This window comes from Variovorax sp. BGA-UO-ETr-C22 (genome assembly GCF_059567965.1).
Genome location: NZ_JCAQPA010000010.1, coordinates 90946 through 105246, shown reverse-complemented (window position 1 = coordinate 105246; position 14301 = coordinate 90946). Strand labels below are relative to the sequence as shown.

Sequence of the window (14301 nt, the reverse complement as noted above, 5' to 3'; positions counted from 1 at the left end):
GATGCTTGCTCTCTCAGACGGTGTAGACCGCAGGGCGGTACAGGTGGATGTTGCGGCGGATGAATTCGATGCTCTGGCGCAACCCCTCGTCCAGGTCGACTTGCGGCGACCACCCCATCAACTTCGCGGCCAGCGCGTTGTCGGAGACGAGCTTCAAGACCTCGCTCTTGTCGGGGCGCATGCGCGCAGTGTCCGCAACGATCTCCTTTTCCACGCCCATCAGCTTGAGGATGCGCTCGGCAAAGTGACCGATCGTGTAGGTCGAGCCGGTTCCCAGGTTGATGGTCTGCCCCTCGATCCCGGGCGTCACCGAAGCAGCGACGAAGCCGGCGACCGTGTCCGTCACGAAGGTCATGTCGCGCTCAGGGGTCAGCGATCCGAGCTTGATCACGTCCTGGGTCAATGCCTGCGAGATGATGGTCGGGATGAATGCCCGGGCGGACTGGCGCGGGCCGAACGTGTTGAACGGGCGCAAGGTCACGACACCCGTGTCGAACGAGCGGTAGTAGCTCTCGGCGATCTTGTCCGCCCCGATCTTCGAGGCCGAATAAGGCGACTGCCCTTGCAGCGGATGCTCTTCGTCGATCGGCACGCGCACCGCGGTGCCGTACACCTCGGAGGTGCTCGTGTGGACGACGCGACGAACCGACAGACGGCGCGCGGCCTCCACGACGTTGAGCGTTCCCTCGACGTTGGTGCGCACGTAGCTGCGCGGGGCAACGTACGAATACGGAATGGCGATCAGGGCCGCCAGATGGCAGACGACGTCGATGCCCTGCATGGCATGCATGACGAAATCGCCATCGTCGATGTTGCCCGCCACGACGCGGAACTGCCCCTTCACGTCATCCGGTGCGAATTCGAGATTGCCCCAACTCGATGCGGAACCGTAGCGGACCATAGCCGTCACCTCAGCGCCGGCACGCACGAGTGCTTCGACAAGGTGACTGCCGATGAATCCGCCTGCGCCGGTTACAAGGTATTTTTGACCCGTCAGGGTTTGAGTTGATGCGTGCATGACTTGTACTACCGAAGAAATTGTTGTGTGTCAGTGTTCAGAATGAGTGCTCTTCGGCAAGCAGCCGATTGAGGTACTTGCCGTAGGCATTTTTCTGCAGTGGCAAGGCCAGCCGCGCCAGTTGCTCCTTGTCGATGAAGCCATGCCGCCACGCGATTTCCTCCGGGCAGGCGATCTTCAACCCCTGCCGGTGCTCCAGCGTGGCGATGAACTGCCCCGCCTCCAACAGGCTTTCATGCGTACCGGTATCAAGCCAGGCGTAGCCGCGCTGCATGATCTGCACGTTGAGCCGGCCAAGATCGAGGTACGCCTGATTGACGGCCGTGATCTCGAGTTCGCCTCGTGCACTCGGCTTCACCGCCTTGGCGATGTCGATGACCTGGTTGTCGTAGAAGTACAGGCCCGTCACGGCGTAGTTGCTCTTGGGCTTGAGCGGCTTTTCCTCGATGCTGCTGGCCTTGCCTTGTGCATCGAATGCGACCACGCCATACCGCTCCGGGTCATGCACGTGGTACGCGAACACAGTGGCTCCCGCGTCCTGCGCGTCGGCGCCGCCCAGCAGATGGGCAAAGTCATGCCCATAGAAGATGTTGTCCCCCAACACCAGCGCGCTCGGCGAGTTGCCCACGAACTTGTCGCCGATGATGAACGCCTGCGCCAGGCCATCGGGACTTGGCTGCACCGCGTACTGCAGGTTGATGCCCCACTGGCTGCCATCACCCAGCAGTTGCTGGAAGCGCGGCGTGTCCTGCGGCGTGCTGATGATGAGGATGTCGCGCATGCCGCCGAGCATCAGGGTGCTCAGCGGGTAATAAATCATGGGCTTGTCGTACACCGGCAGCAGTTGCTTGCTCATGGCAAGCGTGGCCGGGTGCAGGCGGGTGCCGGAGCCACCGGCGAGGATGATGCCTTTGCGTTGCGTCATGGGAGTCTTCTTCTGTGAGGGGCAGGAAAAATCAGTCGGTCAGAGCGTCTCGCGCAGCATGCGTGCCACGCCTTCCTGCCAGGGCGGCAGTCGCAGGCCGAAGGTGGTCTGCAGCTTGGTGGTGTCGAGCCGCGAGTTGTGCGGGCGCTTCGCGGGCGTCGGAAAGGCACTGGTGGGCACGGCCTCCACGGCCTGCGGGCCGGCCTTGAGTTCGACGCCGGCCTGCTGCGCCATCTCGAGCACGAAGCGCGCGTAGCCGTGCCACGTGGTCTCGCCGCCGGCGATGGCGTGGTACAGCCCGGCCTTGGTCGGGTCTTGCAAGGTGGCGCGGATGGCGTGCGCGGTGATGTCGGCCAGCAGCTCGGCACCGGTCGGGGCGCCGAACTGGTCGTCGATGACCGTGAGCTTGTCGCGCTCCTTGGCCAGCCGCAGCATGGTCTTGGCGAAGTTGCCGCCGCGTGCGGCGTACACCCAGCTGGTGCGAAAGATCAGGTGCTTCGCGCAATGCTGCGCCACCAGCTGCTCGCCTTCGAGCTTGGTCTGGCCGTACACGCTGAGCGGGCCGGTCGCGTCGTCTTCCTTCCAGGGCTTGGTGCCGCTGCCGTCGAAGACGTAGTCGGTGGAGTAATGCACCATCAGCGCGCCGATCTGCTGCGCCGCCTCGGCCACCACGCCGGGCGAGGTGGCGTTGAGCTTGCGCGCAAAGTCGGGCTCACTCTCGGCCTTGTCGACGGCAGTGTGCGCGGCGGCATTGATGATGACGTCGGGGCGCACCGCCAGCACGGTTGCGGCCAACTGCTCGGGACGGCTGAAGTCGGCGTGGAAGTCGGTGCTGTCGAAATCGAGTGCGACCACTTCGCCGAGCGGCGCGAGGCTGCGCTGCAGCTCCCAGCCGACCTGTCCACCCTTGCCGAGCAGCAGCAACTTCATGCGGAAGCCTTTGCAGGTGCGGCGTCGTACTGCTTCTCGACCCATTCGCGGTATGCGCCGCTTTGCACGTTGCGCACCCACTCGCCGTTCGCGAGGTACCACTGGACGGTCTTGCGGATGCCGGTGTCGAAGGTCTCGGCGGGCTTCCAGCCAAGCTCGGCCTCGAGCTTGCGTGCATCGATGGCGTAGCGGCGGTCGTGGCCCGGGCGGTCCGTGACGTAGGTGATCTGCTCCTTGTACGGCTTGCCGTCGGCGCGGGGGCTCAGTTCGTCGAGCAGCGCGCACACGGTGTTGACGATCTCGATGTTGGGCTTCTCGTTCCAGCCGCCGACGTTGTAGGTCTCGCCGAGCTTGCCGGCTTCGAGCACGCGGCGGATGGCGCTGCAGTGGTCCTTCACGTAGAGCCAGTCGCGCACCTGCATGCCGTCGCCGTACACGGGCAGGTTCTTGCCGGCCAGTGCGTTGACGATCATCAGCGGGATCAGCTTCTCGGGGAAGTGGAACGGGCCGTAGTTGTTCGAGCAGTTGGTGGTGACCACCGGCAGGCCGTAGGTGTGGTGCCAGGCGCGCACGAGGTGGTCGCTGGCGGCCTTGCTGGCCGAGTACGGGCTGTTGGGCTCGTACTTGTTCTCTTCGGTGAAGGCCGGGTCGGTCTTGGAGAGCGAGCCGTAGACCTCGTCGGTCGACACATGCAGGAAGCGGAAGGCCGCCTTCTGGTCGGCCGGCAGGGCGTTCCAGTAGCCGCGCACCGATTCGAGCAGGCGGAAGGTGCCGAGCACATTGGTCTGCACGAAGTCTTCCGGGCCGTGGATCGAACGATCCACATGCGATTCCGCGGCAAAGTTCACGACGGCACGGGGTTTGTGCTCGGCCAGCAGGCGATCGAGCAGCGCGCTGTCGCCGATGTCGCCCTGCACGAAGACGTGGTTCGCGTTGCCCTTGAGCGACGCCAGAGTCTCGAGGTTGCCTGCGTAGGTCAGCTTGTCGAGGTTCACGACGGGCTCGTTGCCCTGCGCGATCCAGTCGAGCACGAAATTGGCGCCAATGAAGCCTGCGCCGCCGGTAACCAGGATCATGGAGTCCCCTGCATGTAGAAAAAAGTTTGCTTTACCAAAAATCAACATTCAATTATCCCATCGGTGTGAAGTGCCGATGTACAGGGCTTGGCCGGCTTGCGGGGCCCGCCTACAATCGCCAACAATTGCAGGAGAGCGGGCCTCCACGGAGGCCCTACCGAAGGCGCAAACTCCCATAAACGCTCAGGTCGGCCCGACGAAATTCCAGGCAACGCCCAGGAACTTCGGCAAGGGGTCAGTACTGCACTCATCGATACAGCCGTCTGGAGAGCCGCCACGCCATGTGGCGCACCGAAGGAGCAAACCCGCTGCGGGTGCAGCAGGGTGAATCTCTCAGGTACCGAGGACAGGGGGAGCGGCAACTTGGACATCGGTCGTCCGGTTGCTTGCTATTGGTTCAATAGCACTCCACGCCCGCCGTTCAAGCGCTGCAAACTCAAAGGTACTTGCAATGCGTGTGATCGTTCTTGGCGCCGGCCTGCTCGGCGTGACTTCGGCCTACTACCTTCAGCAACTCGGCCACGAGGTGACCGTGATCGACCGGCAGGCCACCCCGGCCGCCGAAACCAGCTTCGCCAACGGCGGCCAGATCTCGGTCAGCCATGCCGAACCCTGGGCCAATCCGAGCGCGCCGCTGAAGGTGCTGCAATGGCTCGGCAAGGAAGATGCGCCGCTGCTCTTTCGCATCCGCGCCGACATGCGCCAGTGGCTCTGGGGCCTGCAGTTCTTGCGCGAATGCACCCCCGCGCGCACCCGCCACAACATCGAACAGATCGTTCGTCTCGGTACATACAGCCGGGAAATGTTGCAGCAATTGCGTCGAGACACGGGCCTGAACTATGACCAGCGCACGCAAGGCATCCTGCACTTCTACACGACGCAAAAAGAATTCGACGGCGCCCTCGCGCCCGCCGAGCAGATGCGTGCCCTGGGCTGCGAACGCTTGGTCATCTCGGCCGACGAGGCCATCAAGATCGAACCCGCCCTCGCCCACATCCGCCCCCAACTCGCCGGCGCCACCTACACCGCCGAAGACGAATCGGGCGACGCCAACCGCTTCGCGCGCGAGCTCGTGAAGCTGGCCGAAGCGGCCGGCGTGAAGTTCCTCATGAGCCACACGGTGACCGCGCTGCGCGAAGCGGGCGGCAGCATCGACCACGTCGAGGCGACCGACAACGAAGGCCGCTTCCAGCGCATCCGCGGCGATGCCTTCGTGCTCGCGATGGGTTCGCTGAGCCCGCTGTACGCCGCGCCGCTGGGCATCCGCCTGCCGATCTACCCGGCCAAGGGCTACTCGGTGACGCTGCCCGTGAAGGACGCATCGAAGGCGCACCAGGTCTCGCTCACCGACGACGAATACAAGCTGGTGTTCTCGCGCTACACCTCCGAGTCGGGCGACCGCCTGCGCATCGCCGGCACGGCCGAGCTCAACGGCTACGACCGCGACCTGAACCGCGTGCGCTGCGAAGCCATCGTGCGGCGCGTCGAAGAGCTCTTCCCCGGCGCCGGCGACACCGAACGCGCGCAGTTCTGGACCGGCCTGCGCCCGGCCACGCCGAGCAACGTGCCGCTGATCGGCAAGACCAAGCTGCCGAACCTGTTCCTCAACACGGGCCACGGCACGCTCGGCTGGACGCACGCCTGCGGCTCGGGCAAGTCGATCGCGCGCATCGTGAGCGGGCTGGCGCCCGAGGTCGACTTCGCGTTCGCCGGCATGCCGGCGCCCGCGCCGCGCGCCGTGCAGCCCGCCCTGGGCTGACACGGCCCCGCCCTCTGGTCACGCCTTGAACGTGACCCAGGGCTTGAGCCGCACGGCGCAGCGGATGAGCCCCGCGCTTTCCTGCGCCTCGATCACCGCGCCGATCGGCTTGTAGGCCTGCGGCGCTTCTTCGATGCGGCGCTCCTCGCGCAAGGTCACGCACTGCCAGCTGGCATCGGCGTCGCCGGGCGCGGGCCGCATCGCGCGCACCTCCTGCCGACGCATGCGCCGGCCGGCACCATGGCTGCACGACCACAGCCAGTCTTCATGCCCCAGCCCGGTCGCGAGGTACGAGTGATCGCCCATCGACCCGGGAATCAGCGCCAGGTCGCCCGCGTGCGCCGGCGTCGCGCCCTTGCGATGGATGTTCATGCCGTGCTCGCGCAGCACCACGTTGTGCGGCACGTCGACCACGAGCGTCGACGCCGTGGCACCCAGCAGCTCGGCGAAGTCCTTGCGCACCAGCTCGGCCAGCACGACGCGATTGGCCCACGCATAGCGCGCGGCCACGCCCATGGCTTCCAGGTACTCCTGCGCCAGCGGCCCGGCCAGCCCGTACAGCCCGCTCTTCGGATGACGCAGGCCCTGCGGCCACTCGGCCCGCGCGCGGTCCATCCAGCGGCCGCCGACATGGAACCCGATGTCGCGCGAGCCGCTGTGGATCATCACCACGACCTCGCCCGCCTTGAGCCCCGCGCGGTAGGCCGCGTGCCGGTCCATCACCTGGTCGACCACCTGCAGCTCGACGAAGTGGTTGCCGCTGCCCGGCGTGCCGAGGCACGGGTCGCGGAACACCTCGTGGCGCGCGCCGGTGTAGGCCGGCGGTGCGTGCCGCGACTGCCCGCCGAAGCTCGCCAGGCCGATGCACGCGCCGATCTCGGCCTGCAGCCGGTCGCGGTCGCACGCGGCCCAGAGCCCGTCATTGCGCACGGCGTCCAGGAATGCGGCCGGCCCGTCGTCGAACAGCGCGCGAAACGCCGCCGTGTGCACCGGCACGTCGCGCCCGTTGTCGAGCAGGCTGCGCGTGAGCCGCGCGAGCAGCTGCGTCTTGTGCGGCGCCACCTGGTCCAGCGTGAGGCCGGTGGTCAGCAGGCGCATGCCGCAGTTGATGTCGGTGCCGACCGCGGCGGGAATCACGAAGTCGCCATCGGTGGCGACGACGCTGCCCACCGGCGCGACCGAGCCCGGATGAAAGTCCGGCGTCGCGCAAGCCTTGCACACGCCGTGCGCGCCGTCGGGCGAGCGCACGCTGGCGAAGGCCAGCAGCTGGTTCACGGCTTTTTCTTCCAGCGGCAGGCTCTGCGGCAGAAGCACGGTCGCCTGCGCGGCTTCGTTGCGCAGGTGATAAATGCCGTCGCGGTAGTCGACGGCGATGTTCGCGCGAGAAAAGGCGCGCTGGAGTCTCGAAAAATGACTATTGGTAGGGCTGCCCATGGCTGCAATTCCATTCGGGGAAACCGTGTCGGTTTCCGGGCCCCGTCACATCGCGTGGCGGGGCGAAAGAGATCGACCGCGTGCCTCGGGGCGCGCGGATCACTCTTTCTTGCAGCAGCAGAGATTCAAGAAAGCGGGCGGATTCTAGCGACGCGAAGCGCTTGCGAAAACAACGCGCAGGCGCGCGCGTCGTTTTTTCCCGTCAGTCAGCCAGTCAGTCAGTCCGGCGCAGTGAACACCGTCAGCACGCCGGTGTAGCCGTACAGGTGATGGCGCGCGATCTCGCCGGCGGCGAAGAAGCCGACCAGCGGCACGTCGCCCAGCGCATGCCGCACGATCTGCAATTCGGCGCCCGGCGCACCGAAGTGCGGGCCGCCGCGTCCCGAGCAGCTCACGTACACCGCGCCCGCGATGCGCCGCGCGGGATGCGGCGCGGCCTCGGCCTCGCCCGCCGCCACGGCGCGCGCGGTGGCCAGCGTCTGTTCTTCGGGCTCGAGCTCTTCGCGGATCTCGGCGCAGATGCGCATCAGGTCGGCGCGCGCCGCCTGCGCATTGCGGCGGCAGAAGCTCAGCCGCATGCCGGCCTCGGCGTTGTCGGCAATGGCGATGCCGCGCCGCGTCGGGTCGAGGCCGATGATGTGGCGCACCAGCACGTCGGCACCCAGGTCGCCGGTGCGGCGGATGCCGTCGCTGCCCGCGTCGGCCAAGCCGACCAGCGTGTTGCGCACCGCGTCGATGGCTTCCTGCGGCCGGTCGAGCGACACCTGCAGGTCGGCCAGCAGCACGTCGAGCGCCGGCTCGCCGTCGAGCGAGAGCAGCAGGTTGCCGTCGGCCTCGGTGATCTCGCGCTCGCGCGCACCGCCGGTGCGCAGCGGCTGGCAGCCCTGCGTGACGCGCGACACCAGCCGCACGCCCTCGCCGAACACCACGCCCGACAAGCCGCCCGAGAACACGCCGCCCGCCGCCCCGTGGCCGCGGATGTTGCCGTTGCCGCCGACCGCGAACTGCAGCGCCCCGCCGCGGCCGGACGAGAGCCCGCCGAACAGGTAGCCGGTGTCGGTGCGGCCCGCCATCTCGCCGATGAGCTCGCCCAGGTCGGGCGTGGCCGGGTCGGCGTGCACGAGCGCGGTGTGCGCCTCGAAGCCGCTCATTTCGGAACTGCCCAGCGGCGCCACGCCCGAGAACACGCGGTACTGGTCGCTGGGCAGCGCGCACAGCATCAGGCTCAGGCCGGGCTCGTCGAAGTACTCGGCGTTGTTGGCCGACACGCCGATACCGACCGTGCCCGACCAGTCGGTGACCTCGGGCAGTTCGGCGCTCAGGTGATCGAGGATCTCCTGCGCCTCGGCCGCATAGTGGTCGGTGATGTAGAGCAGCCCGAGCGTCGGGTTCGACGCGTAGTCGGGCAGCGCCATCTGCGCGCGCAACTGGGCCAGCACGAGGCCGGCGGCCATGCGCCATTGCGGGTGGGTGGCATGGCCGGTGGGAAACAGTTTCATGGTGCGTACCGACCCGTGCGTCGTCGTCTGGAAAGGTGTCTGTAAGACGTCAGCGCCGGCCGGAGGTTCGCTTGCGCGCGGCGGTGGACGTGGTTTTCTTGCGCGCGGCGGGTGCCGGCGCGGCTTTTTTCGCTGCGGCCTTCTTCGCGGCAGTCTTGGCGGCCGGCTTGCGCGCCGCCGTTGCCTTGCCGATGACCTGCCCCACGGCGTCGGCCAGCGGCTGTGCCATGGCCGGCACCTTGAGCTGCGCCGCGTCCTGCAGCGCCGTGCTCGCGATCTGCTGGAACTGCTCGGTGAGTGAGCCCCACCATTGCATCGGGTCGACCACGCCGGCGGCGCCGTTGGACGAGGCGGGCTTGGCGCGCGAGGTCTTCTTCGGCGCCGGGGTTTCCTCTTCTTCCGCTTCCTCCTCGGCCTCGTCGAACTCTTCTTCCTCTTCCTCGACGGGCTCCGGTTCGGGCCGGGGTGCGGGGGCCGGTGCGGGAGCCGGTGCAGGCGCCGGCGCCATCGCCGCGGCCTGCTTGGTGAACGCGCTGGCGATGTCTTCCATCCGCACGTTCATGCCGCGCAGGGTCGACAGCGTCATCTTCTGCACCTCGAGCGCCTGGATGGTCGCCTTGAGCGCGTGGCCGTTCTGTTCGAGCCAGTACTGGACGGTCTTGAGTTCCTGGATGCGCTTGTCGACCTCTTCGACGCTCATGGTGGGCGCGACCCAACTCGCGAGGCTGGGGATGCCGGGCACCGACCCGGAGCCCGCGGCGGCACCGCCGGCGAGGTTCTTCAGGAAGTCGAATCCGGGGACGAACTGGCTGAAGTCGAAGGGTTTGCTGGCGTTGCTCATGCGGGAGGTCTCCTGGCTGGGTTTTCTTGTGCTGCCAGCTTACTCCAAGCCCTTTGCAAGCGAATCAGAGCTCGTCCCTGACCCGGCTGAAAACCTTCCAGAAATTCGCGTCCTGCGAGGTCGCGAAGTTGATCCGCATCATCGTGCTCGGCGGGCGGCGCGCATGGAACAGCGAGCCCGGCGCCAGCAGGTAGCCCTGGTCGAGCATGCGTTGCGTGAGCGCGTCGGTGTCCACGCCCGTGTCGACCCAGCCGAACAGCCCCGCCGGCTCCGAGGCGAAGGTGCAGCCGTGCGACATGGCGAGCTTCACCGCGCGGCCGCGCGCGCCGTCCAGGCGGATGCGCACGCGCTCCGAATGGCGGCGCAGCTGGCCCTGGTCGATGCACCACGACAGCGCCCGCTCGAACAGCGTGGGCGAGGTCAGCGTGGCCAGCAGCTTGGTCTCGAGCAGCCGCTCTTTGAGCGCGGGCGAGGCGGCCAGGAAGCCGATGCGCCAGTTGGGCGCCAGGATCTTCGCGAAGCCGCTGACGTAGATGGTGCGCTGCAGCCCGTCGAGCGCGCTCAGGCGCGTGGCGTGCTCGGGCGCGAGGTGGCTGTAGGTGTCGTCCTCGACGATGTAGAAGTCGTGTTCGTTGGCCAGCTTGAGCACGCGGTGCGCGCTGCCCGGCGTGAGGCTGTAGCCGGTCGGGTTGTGCAGCACGCTCACGCTGACGAAGAGCTTGGGGCTGTGCAGCTTGCAGTACTGCGCCATCACGTCGAGGTCGGGCCCGTCGGCGCGGCGTGGCACGGGCAGGATGCGCATGCCCAGCGCTTCGAGCCGCGCGAACTCCAGCGCCCAGCCGGGTTCCTCGACCATCACCGGATCGCCCGCGCGCAGCAGCGTGCGGCTCACGATGTCCAGCGCGTGCGTGGCGCCGATGGTGGTCACGATCTGGTCGGGCCCGGCCGGCACGTTGATGCGCACCAGCTTCTGCGACAAGCTGCGGCGCAGCGCGAGGTCGCCCGAAGGCTCGCCATATTGAAGCGACAGCTCCTGCAACGCCGAGGTGGTCGTCACGCGGCGCACCGCGGTCGCCAGGAAGGTCGAGGCCATCCAATCGGGCGGGAACACGCCCATGCCCGGCTGCGGCTTGTCGCTCGGGCGGTGGAACATGCTGCGGATCAGCGAGCTGGCGTCGGCCGGCACGCGCGAGGCCATCATCGGCGGCACCACGGGCACGGCATGCGCCGGGTTGCGCGAACTCTCGGGCGCCGGCGCCGCGTCGCGCACGTAGAAGCCGCGCTGGCGGCGCGCCTCGACCAGGCCCTGTGCGAGCAGCTGGTCGTACGCGGCGACCACGGTGTACGGGCTCACGCCTTGCTGGCGCGCGCACTCGCGCACCGAGGGCAGGCGCGCGCCGGGGGCCAGCAGCCGGTTGCGGATGCGCTCGGCGAGGCGGTCGGCCAGCTGCCCGGTCAGGGACTGGGTGGAGGTTCGGGTCAGCATCGGATCGGGCTGCATCGCACAGAGAGCAAGAAAAGGGCGGCGTGTGTCGAAGGAATGACCAATACAGATTTCAGATTTGTTCGATCATCTGTACTGGAACTGTAATGGTCCAAAGTTTAGAGTCTGTGACATGAACTGGCAAGAATTCACCGCGCTGCTGGTGCTGGCCACGGCGATGAGCTTCTCGCCCGGACCCAACACCACGCTCTCCACCGCCCTGGCGGCCAACGGCGGCCTGCCGCGTGCCATGCGCTTCGTGGTCGCGGTGCCGGTGGGCTGGACCTTGCTGCTCGCCATCTGCGCGGCCGGCCTCGGCGCGCTGGTGGTGGCCATGCCGCCGCTGCGCCTGGCGATCAAGGGCCTGGGCATCGCCTACCTGCTGTGGCTGGCCTACAAGCTCAGCGGCAGCGCCCAGCTCGGAAAGGCCGACAGCGCCCGCCTTTCGGTCGGCTTCGGGCAGGGCGTGATGCTGCAGTTCGTGAACATCAAGGCCTGGCTGCTGGCGCTCACGCTGGTGGCGGGCTGGATCGCCGGCCAGCCCGACGCGCTCGCGCGCTTCGCCATCGTCGCGCCCGTGATGCTGACCTACGCCTTCACCAGCAACTTCGCCTATGCGCTGGTCGGCGCGCTGCTGCGCGAGTGGCTGGCCAAGGGCCGGCGCCTGCTGTGGTTCAACCGCGCGATGGGCCTGATCCTCGTGCTCACGGCCTGGTGGATGGTGGGCGTATGAAGCTCGCCATCAAGGACGAAACGCTGGGCATGTGGCTCGGGGTGGTCGGCGTGGCGCTGTTCGCCATCACGCTGCCGATGACGCGGCTGGCCACAGGCACGCAAGAGGCGCCGCAGCTGTCGCCGTGGTTCGTCACGCTCGGGCGCGCGGCGCTGGCGGGCGTGCTGTCGGCCATCTTCCTGCTGGTCACGCGCTCGCCGCGCCCGGCGGCGCACCAGTGGAAGCCGCTGGGCATGGCGGTGCTGGGCAACTGCATCGGCTTTCCGCTCTTGCTGGCCTTTGCGCTGCGCGTGGTCACGGCCAGCCATGCGGCGGTGGTGACGGCGCTGCTGCCACTGGTCACGGCCGCGGTCGCGGCCTGGGTGCTGCACCAGCGCGCGCGGCTGGGCTTCTGGCTCTGCGCCGTCGCGGGCAGCCTGCTGGTGGTGGTGTTCTCGGTGCTGCGCGCGCAGCAGAGCGGCCACGGCTTCGGTTTCGAATGGGCCGACCTGCTGCTGGTCGGCGCGGTCGTCGCGGCCTCGGTCGGCTACATCTACGGCGCGCAGGTCACGCCGTCGCTGGGCGCCGAGCGCGTGATCTGCTGGGTCTGCGTGATGGCGCTGCCCGTGACGCTGCCCGCCACCATCGCCCTGTGGCCGCAGCAGCCCGTGGCCGCCTCGGCCTGGGTCGGCTTCACCTACGTGGGCATGTTCTCGATGTGGATCGGCTTCTTCGCGTGGTACCGCGGCCTGGCCCTGGGCGGCGCGCTGCGCGTGAGCCAGACGCAGCTGCTGCAGCCCTTTTTGTCGATCCTCGCGTCGATCCCGCTGCTGGGCGAACCGCTCGACCTGGTGACGCTGGGCTTCGCCGCCGCCGTGGTCGCCACGGTGGTCGCGGGCAAGCGGCTGTCGCAACCGGCGGCGCCTGCCGTTCCACGCGGCGCCGAGCCGCAAGCCAGGAGCTGACGACCATGACGCTGTTCAGCCATGTCACCGTCGGCTGCACCGACCTGCCGCGCGCCGCCGCCTTCTACGACGCGGTGCTGACCCCGCTCGGCCTCATCCGCCGCCCCGTGACGCCCGACGGCGGCCCCGACGCCGCCTGCTGGATCGCGCCGGGCCAGACGCTGCCGCGCTTTTACGTGTACATCCCGCTGGACGGCGAACCCGCCAGCGCCGGCAACGGCAGCATGGTCGCGTTCTGCGCGCCCTCGCCGCAGGCCGTTCATGCCGCCCACGAGGCGGCCCTGCGCCACGGTGGCCGCGACGAAGGCGCGCCCGGGCCCCGCCCCCGTTACGGGCAGGGCTATTACGGCGCCTACCTGCGCGACCCGGACGGCAACAAAATCCATGTCGTGCACCGTGGCGACATCCCGCCATCCTGACGACACACTCAGACTCACCTCTCATTCGCCAGAAAGAAGAAAGCCTCCCATGAACTGGAAACTCGCCGCCCGCGCCGCCAAGATGAATCCTTCGGTGCTGCGTGAAATCCTCAAGGTCACCGAGCGCCCCGGCATCATCAGCCTGGCCGGCGGCCTGCCCTCGCCCAAGACCTTCCCGATCCAGGAATTCGCCGACGCCTGCGCCGAAGTGCTGCACAACGACGGCCAGGCCGCGCTGCAGTACGCCGCCAGCGAAGGCTATGCGCCGCTGCGCCAGGCCGTGGCCGACATGCTGCCCTGGGACGTCGACGCCTCGCAGGTGCTCATCACCACCGGCTCGCAGCAGGGCCTCGATCTCGTGGCCAAGGTGCTGATCGATCCGGGCAGCAAGGTGCTCGTCGAAACGCCCACCTACCTGGGCGCGCTGCAGGCCTTCGGCCCGATGGAGCCGCACCCCGTGGGCGTGGCCAGCGACGACGAGGGCGTGATCGTCGACGACCTCGTGAGCAAGGCGGCCGACGCGCGCTTCGTCTACCTGCTGCCCAACTTCCAGAACCCCACCGGCCGCACCATGACCGAGGCGCGCCGCGCCGCCGTCTCCGCGGCCGCAGCCGCCGCGAACCTGCCGATCGTCGAGGACAACCCCTACGGCGAGCTCTGGTTCGACGAAGCCCCGCCGCTGCCGCTGGCCGCGCGCAACCCCGAGGGCGTGATCTACCTGGGCTCGTTCTCCAAGGTGCTGGCCCCGGGCCTGCGCCTGGGCTTCCTAGTGGCGCCGAAGGCCATCTTCCCCAAGCTGCTGCAGGCCAAGCAGGCGGTCGACCTGCACACGCCGATCTTCACGCAGCGCATGGTCTCGGCCGTGATGAAGGACGGCTTCCTGGACCGCCACGTGCCCACCATCCGCGCGCTGTACAAGCGCCAGCGCGACGCGATGATCGCCGCGCTGCACCGCGAGATGGCCGGCCTCGACGTGAAGTTCAACGCACCCAAGGGCGGCATGTTCCTGTGGGCGCGCCTGCCCGAGGGCATCGACACCGTGACCCTGCTGCCCAAGGCCGTGGAGCGCAACGTGGCCTTCGTGCCCGGCGCGCCGTTCTACGCGGGCGAAGGCGATCCGCGCACGCTGCGCCTGTCGTTCGTGACCGCCAGCGTCGAAGAGATCGACACCGCCATCGCCGCGCTTGCCGTCACGCTGCGCGAAGAACTGGCGTTGCTGGCCCCCGCCCACGCCTGACAA

General features: G+C 68.2%; 13 protein-coding genes and 2 riboswitches. Of the genes, 5 read left to right on the top strand and 8 right to left on the bottom strand.

Going from position 1 to position 14301, the window contains the following annotated elements; genetic code table 11:
* Nucleotides 1-13 precede the first annotated feature (13 nt).
* From AC57B8_RS13930 to rfbB, 4 genes are read right to left on the bottom strand one after another with little or no spacing between them, the layout of a single operon-like run.
* A complete protein-coding gene (locus AC57B8_RS13930; protein ID WP_492740979.1) occupies nt 14-1018 on the bottom strand; it encodes a GDP-mannose 4,6-dehydratase in 1005 nt (334 codons plus the stop codon).
* Between the two features lie 37 nt (nt 1019-1055).
* Nucleotides 1056-1943 (bottom strand): glucose-1-phosphate thymidylyltransferase RfbA, encoded by an 888-nt coding sequence (gene rfbA, locus AC57B8_RS13925; protein WP_492740978.1) that lies wholly within the window; start codon nt 1941-1943, stop codon nt 1056-1058.
* 39 nt (nt 1944-1982) lie between these two features.
* A complete protein-coding gene (gene rfbD, locus AC57B8_RS13920; RefSeq protein WP_496479914.1) occupies nt 1983-2873 on the bottom strand; it encodes a dTDP-4-dehydrorhamnose reductase in 891 nt (296 codons plus the stop codon).
* Nucleotides 2870-3949 (bottom strand): dTDP-glucose 4,6-dehydratase, encoded by a 1080-nt coding sequence (gene rfbB, locus AC57B8_RS13915; RefSeq protein ID WP_095743503.1) that lies wholly within the window; start codon nt 3947-3949, stop codon nt 2870-2872. The genes rfbD and rfbB overlap by 4 nt, the downstream gene beginning before the upstream one ends.
* A gap of 118 nt (nt 3950-4067) precedes the next feature.
* Nucleotides 4068-4158: riboswitch (glycine riboswitch) on the top strand.
* Between the two features lie 44 nt (nt 4159-4202).
* Nucleotides 4203-4309, top strand: a riboswitch (glycine riboswitch).
* Nucleotides 4310-4400: 91 nt separating this feature from the next.
* Between rfbB and AC57B8_RS13910 the strand changes: the two genes are divergently transcribed.
* Nucleotides 4401-5708: a D-amino acid dehydrogenase gene (locus tag AC57B8_RS13910; protein ID WP_062471173.1), complete on the top strand. Its 1308-nt coding sequence runs from the start codon at nt 4401-4403 to the stop codon at nt 5706-5708.
* A gap of 18 nt (nt 5709-5726) precedes the next feature.
* On the opposite strand, the gene AC57B8_RS13905 is transcribed toward AC57B8_RS13910, so the two are convergent.
* From AC57B8_RS13905 to AC57B8_RS13890, 4 genes are all read right to left on the bottom strand, one after another.
* Nucleotides 5727-7142, bottom strand: a complete 1416-nt coding sequence (locus AC57B8_RS13905; RefSeq protein ID WP_496479913.1) for an RtcB family protein — start codon at nt 7140-7142, stop codon at nt 5727-5729.
* 218 nt (nt 7143-7360) lie between these two features.
* Complete coding sequence (locus AC57B8_RS13900; protein WP_070060267.1) at nt 7361-8641, bottom strand: FIST signal transduction protein; 1281 nt, start codon at nt 8639-8641, stop codon at nt 7361-7363.
* 49 nt (nt 8642-8690) lie between these two features.
* Entirely contained in the window at nt 8691-9482 is a 792-nt protein-coding gene (locus tag AC57B8_RS13895; RefSeq protein WP_139701496.1) for a PhaM family polyhydroxyalkanoate granule multifunctional regulatory protein, read from the bottom strand.
* A gap of 64 nt (nt 9483-9546) precedes the next feature.
* On the bottom strand, nt 9547-10968 hold the full coding sequence (locus AC57B8_RS13890) for an aminotransferase-like domain-containing protein (protein WP_496479912.1): 1422 nt from the start codon (nt 10966-10968) through the stop codon (nt 9547-9549).
* Nucleotides 10969-11098: 130 nt separating this feature from the next.
* On the opposite strand from AC57B8_RS13890, the gene AC57B8_RS13885 reads away from it, so the two are divergent.
* From AC57B8_RS13885 to AC57B8_RS13870, 4 genes are read left to right on the top strand one after another with little or no spacing between them, the layout of a single operon-like run.
* The gene (locus tag AC57B8_RS13885) at nt 11099-11698 is read left to right on the top strand and encodes a LysE family translocator (protein ID WP_070060269.1); all 600 of its coding nucleotides are present in this window, start codon (nt 11099-11101) and stop codon (nt 11696-11698) included.
* Nucleotides 11695-12642, top strand: coding sequence for a DMT family transporter (locus AC57B8_RS13880; protein ID WP_496479911.1), 948 nt, complete (start codon nt 11695-11697; stop codon nt 12640-12642). The genes AC57B8_RS13885 and AC57B8_RS13880 overlap by 4 nt, the downstream gene beginning before the upstream one ends.
* An 11-nt stretch (nt 12643-12653) precedes the next feature.
* On the top strand, nt 12654-13061 hold the full coding sequence (locus AC57B8_RS13875; protein ID WP_307696664.1) for a VOC family protein: 408 nt from the start codon (nt 12654-12656) through the stop codon (nt 13059-13061).
* Between the two features lie 49 nt (nt 13062-13110).
* Entirely contained in the window at nt 13111-14298 is a 1188-nt protein-coding gene (locus AC57B8_RS13870) for an aminotransferase-like domain-containing protein (protein WP_062471189.1), read from the top strand.
* Nucleotides 14299-14301 lie beyond the last annotated feature (3 nt).

Coding starts and splice junctions, on each gene's coding strand:
- AC57B8_RS13930 (WP_492740979.1), bottom strand. CDS start 1,018: ATGCACGCATCAACTCAAACCCTGACGGGTCAAAAATACCTTGTAACC.
- rfbA (WP_492740978.1), bottom strand. CDS start 1,943: ATGACGCAACGCAAAGGCATCATCCTCGCCGGTGGCTCCGGCACCCGC.
- rfbD (WP_496479914.1), bottom strand. CDS start 2,873: ATGAAGTTGCTGCTGCTCGGCAAGGGTGGACAGGTCGGCTGGGAGCTG.
- rfbB (WP_095743503.1), bottom strand. CDS start 3,949: ATGATCCTGGTTACCGGCGGCGCAGGCTTCATTGGCGCCAATTTCGTG.
- AC57B8_RS13910 (WP_062471173.1), top strand. CDS start 4,401: ATGCGTGTGATCGTTCTTGGCGCCGGCCTGCTCGGCGTGACTTCGGCC.
- AC57B8_RS13905 (WP_496479913.1), bottom strand. CDS start 7,142: ATGGGCAGCCCTACCAATAGTCATTTTTCGAGACTCCAGCGCGCCTTT.
- AC57B8_RS13900 (WP_070060267.1), bottom strand. CDS start 8,641: ATGAAACTGTTTCCCACCGGCCATGCCACCCACCCGCAATGGCGCATG.
- AC57B8_RS13895 (WP_139701496.1), bottom strand. CDS start 9,482: ATGAGCAACGCCAGCAAACCCTTCGACTTCAGCCAGTTCGTCCCCGGA.
- AC57B8_RS13890 (WP_496479912.1), bottom strand. CDS start 10,968: ATGCTGACCCGAACCTCCACCCAGTCCCTGACCGGGCAGCTGGCCGAC.
- AC57B8_RS13885 (WP_070060269.1), top strand. CDS start 11,099: ATGAACTGGCAAGAATTCACCGCGCTGCTGGTGCTGGCCACGGCGATG.
- AC57B8_RS13880 (WP_496479911.1), top strand. CDS start 11,695: ATGAAGCTCGCCATCAAGGACGAAACGCTGGGCATGTGGCTCGGGGTG.
- AC57B8_RS13870 (WP_062471189.1), top strand. CDS start 13,111: ATGAACTGGAAACTCGCCGCCCGCGCCGCCAAGATGAATCCTTCGGTG.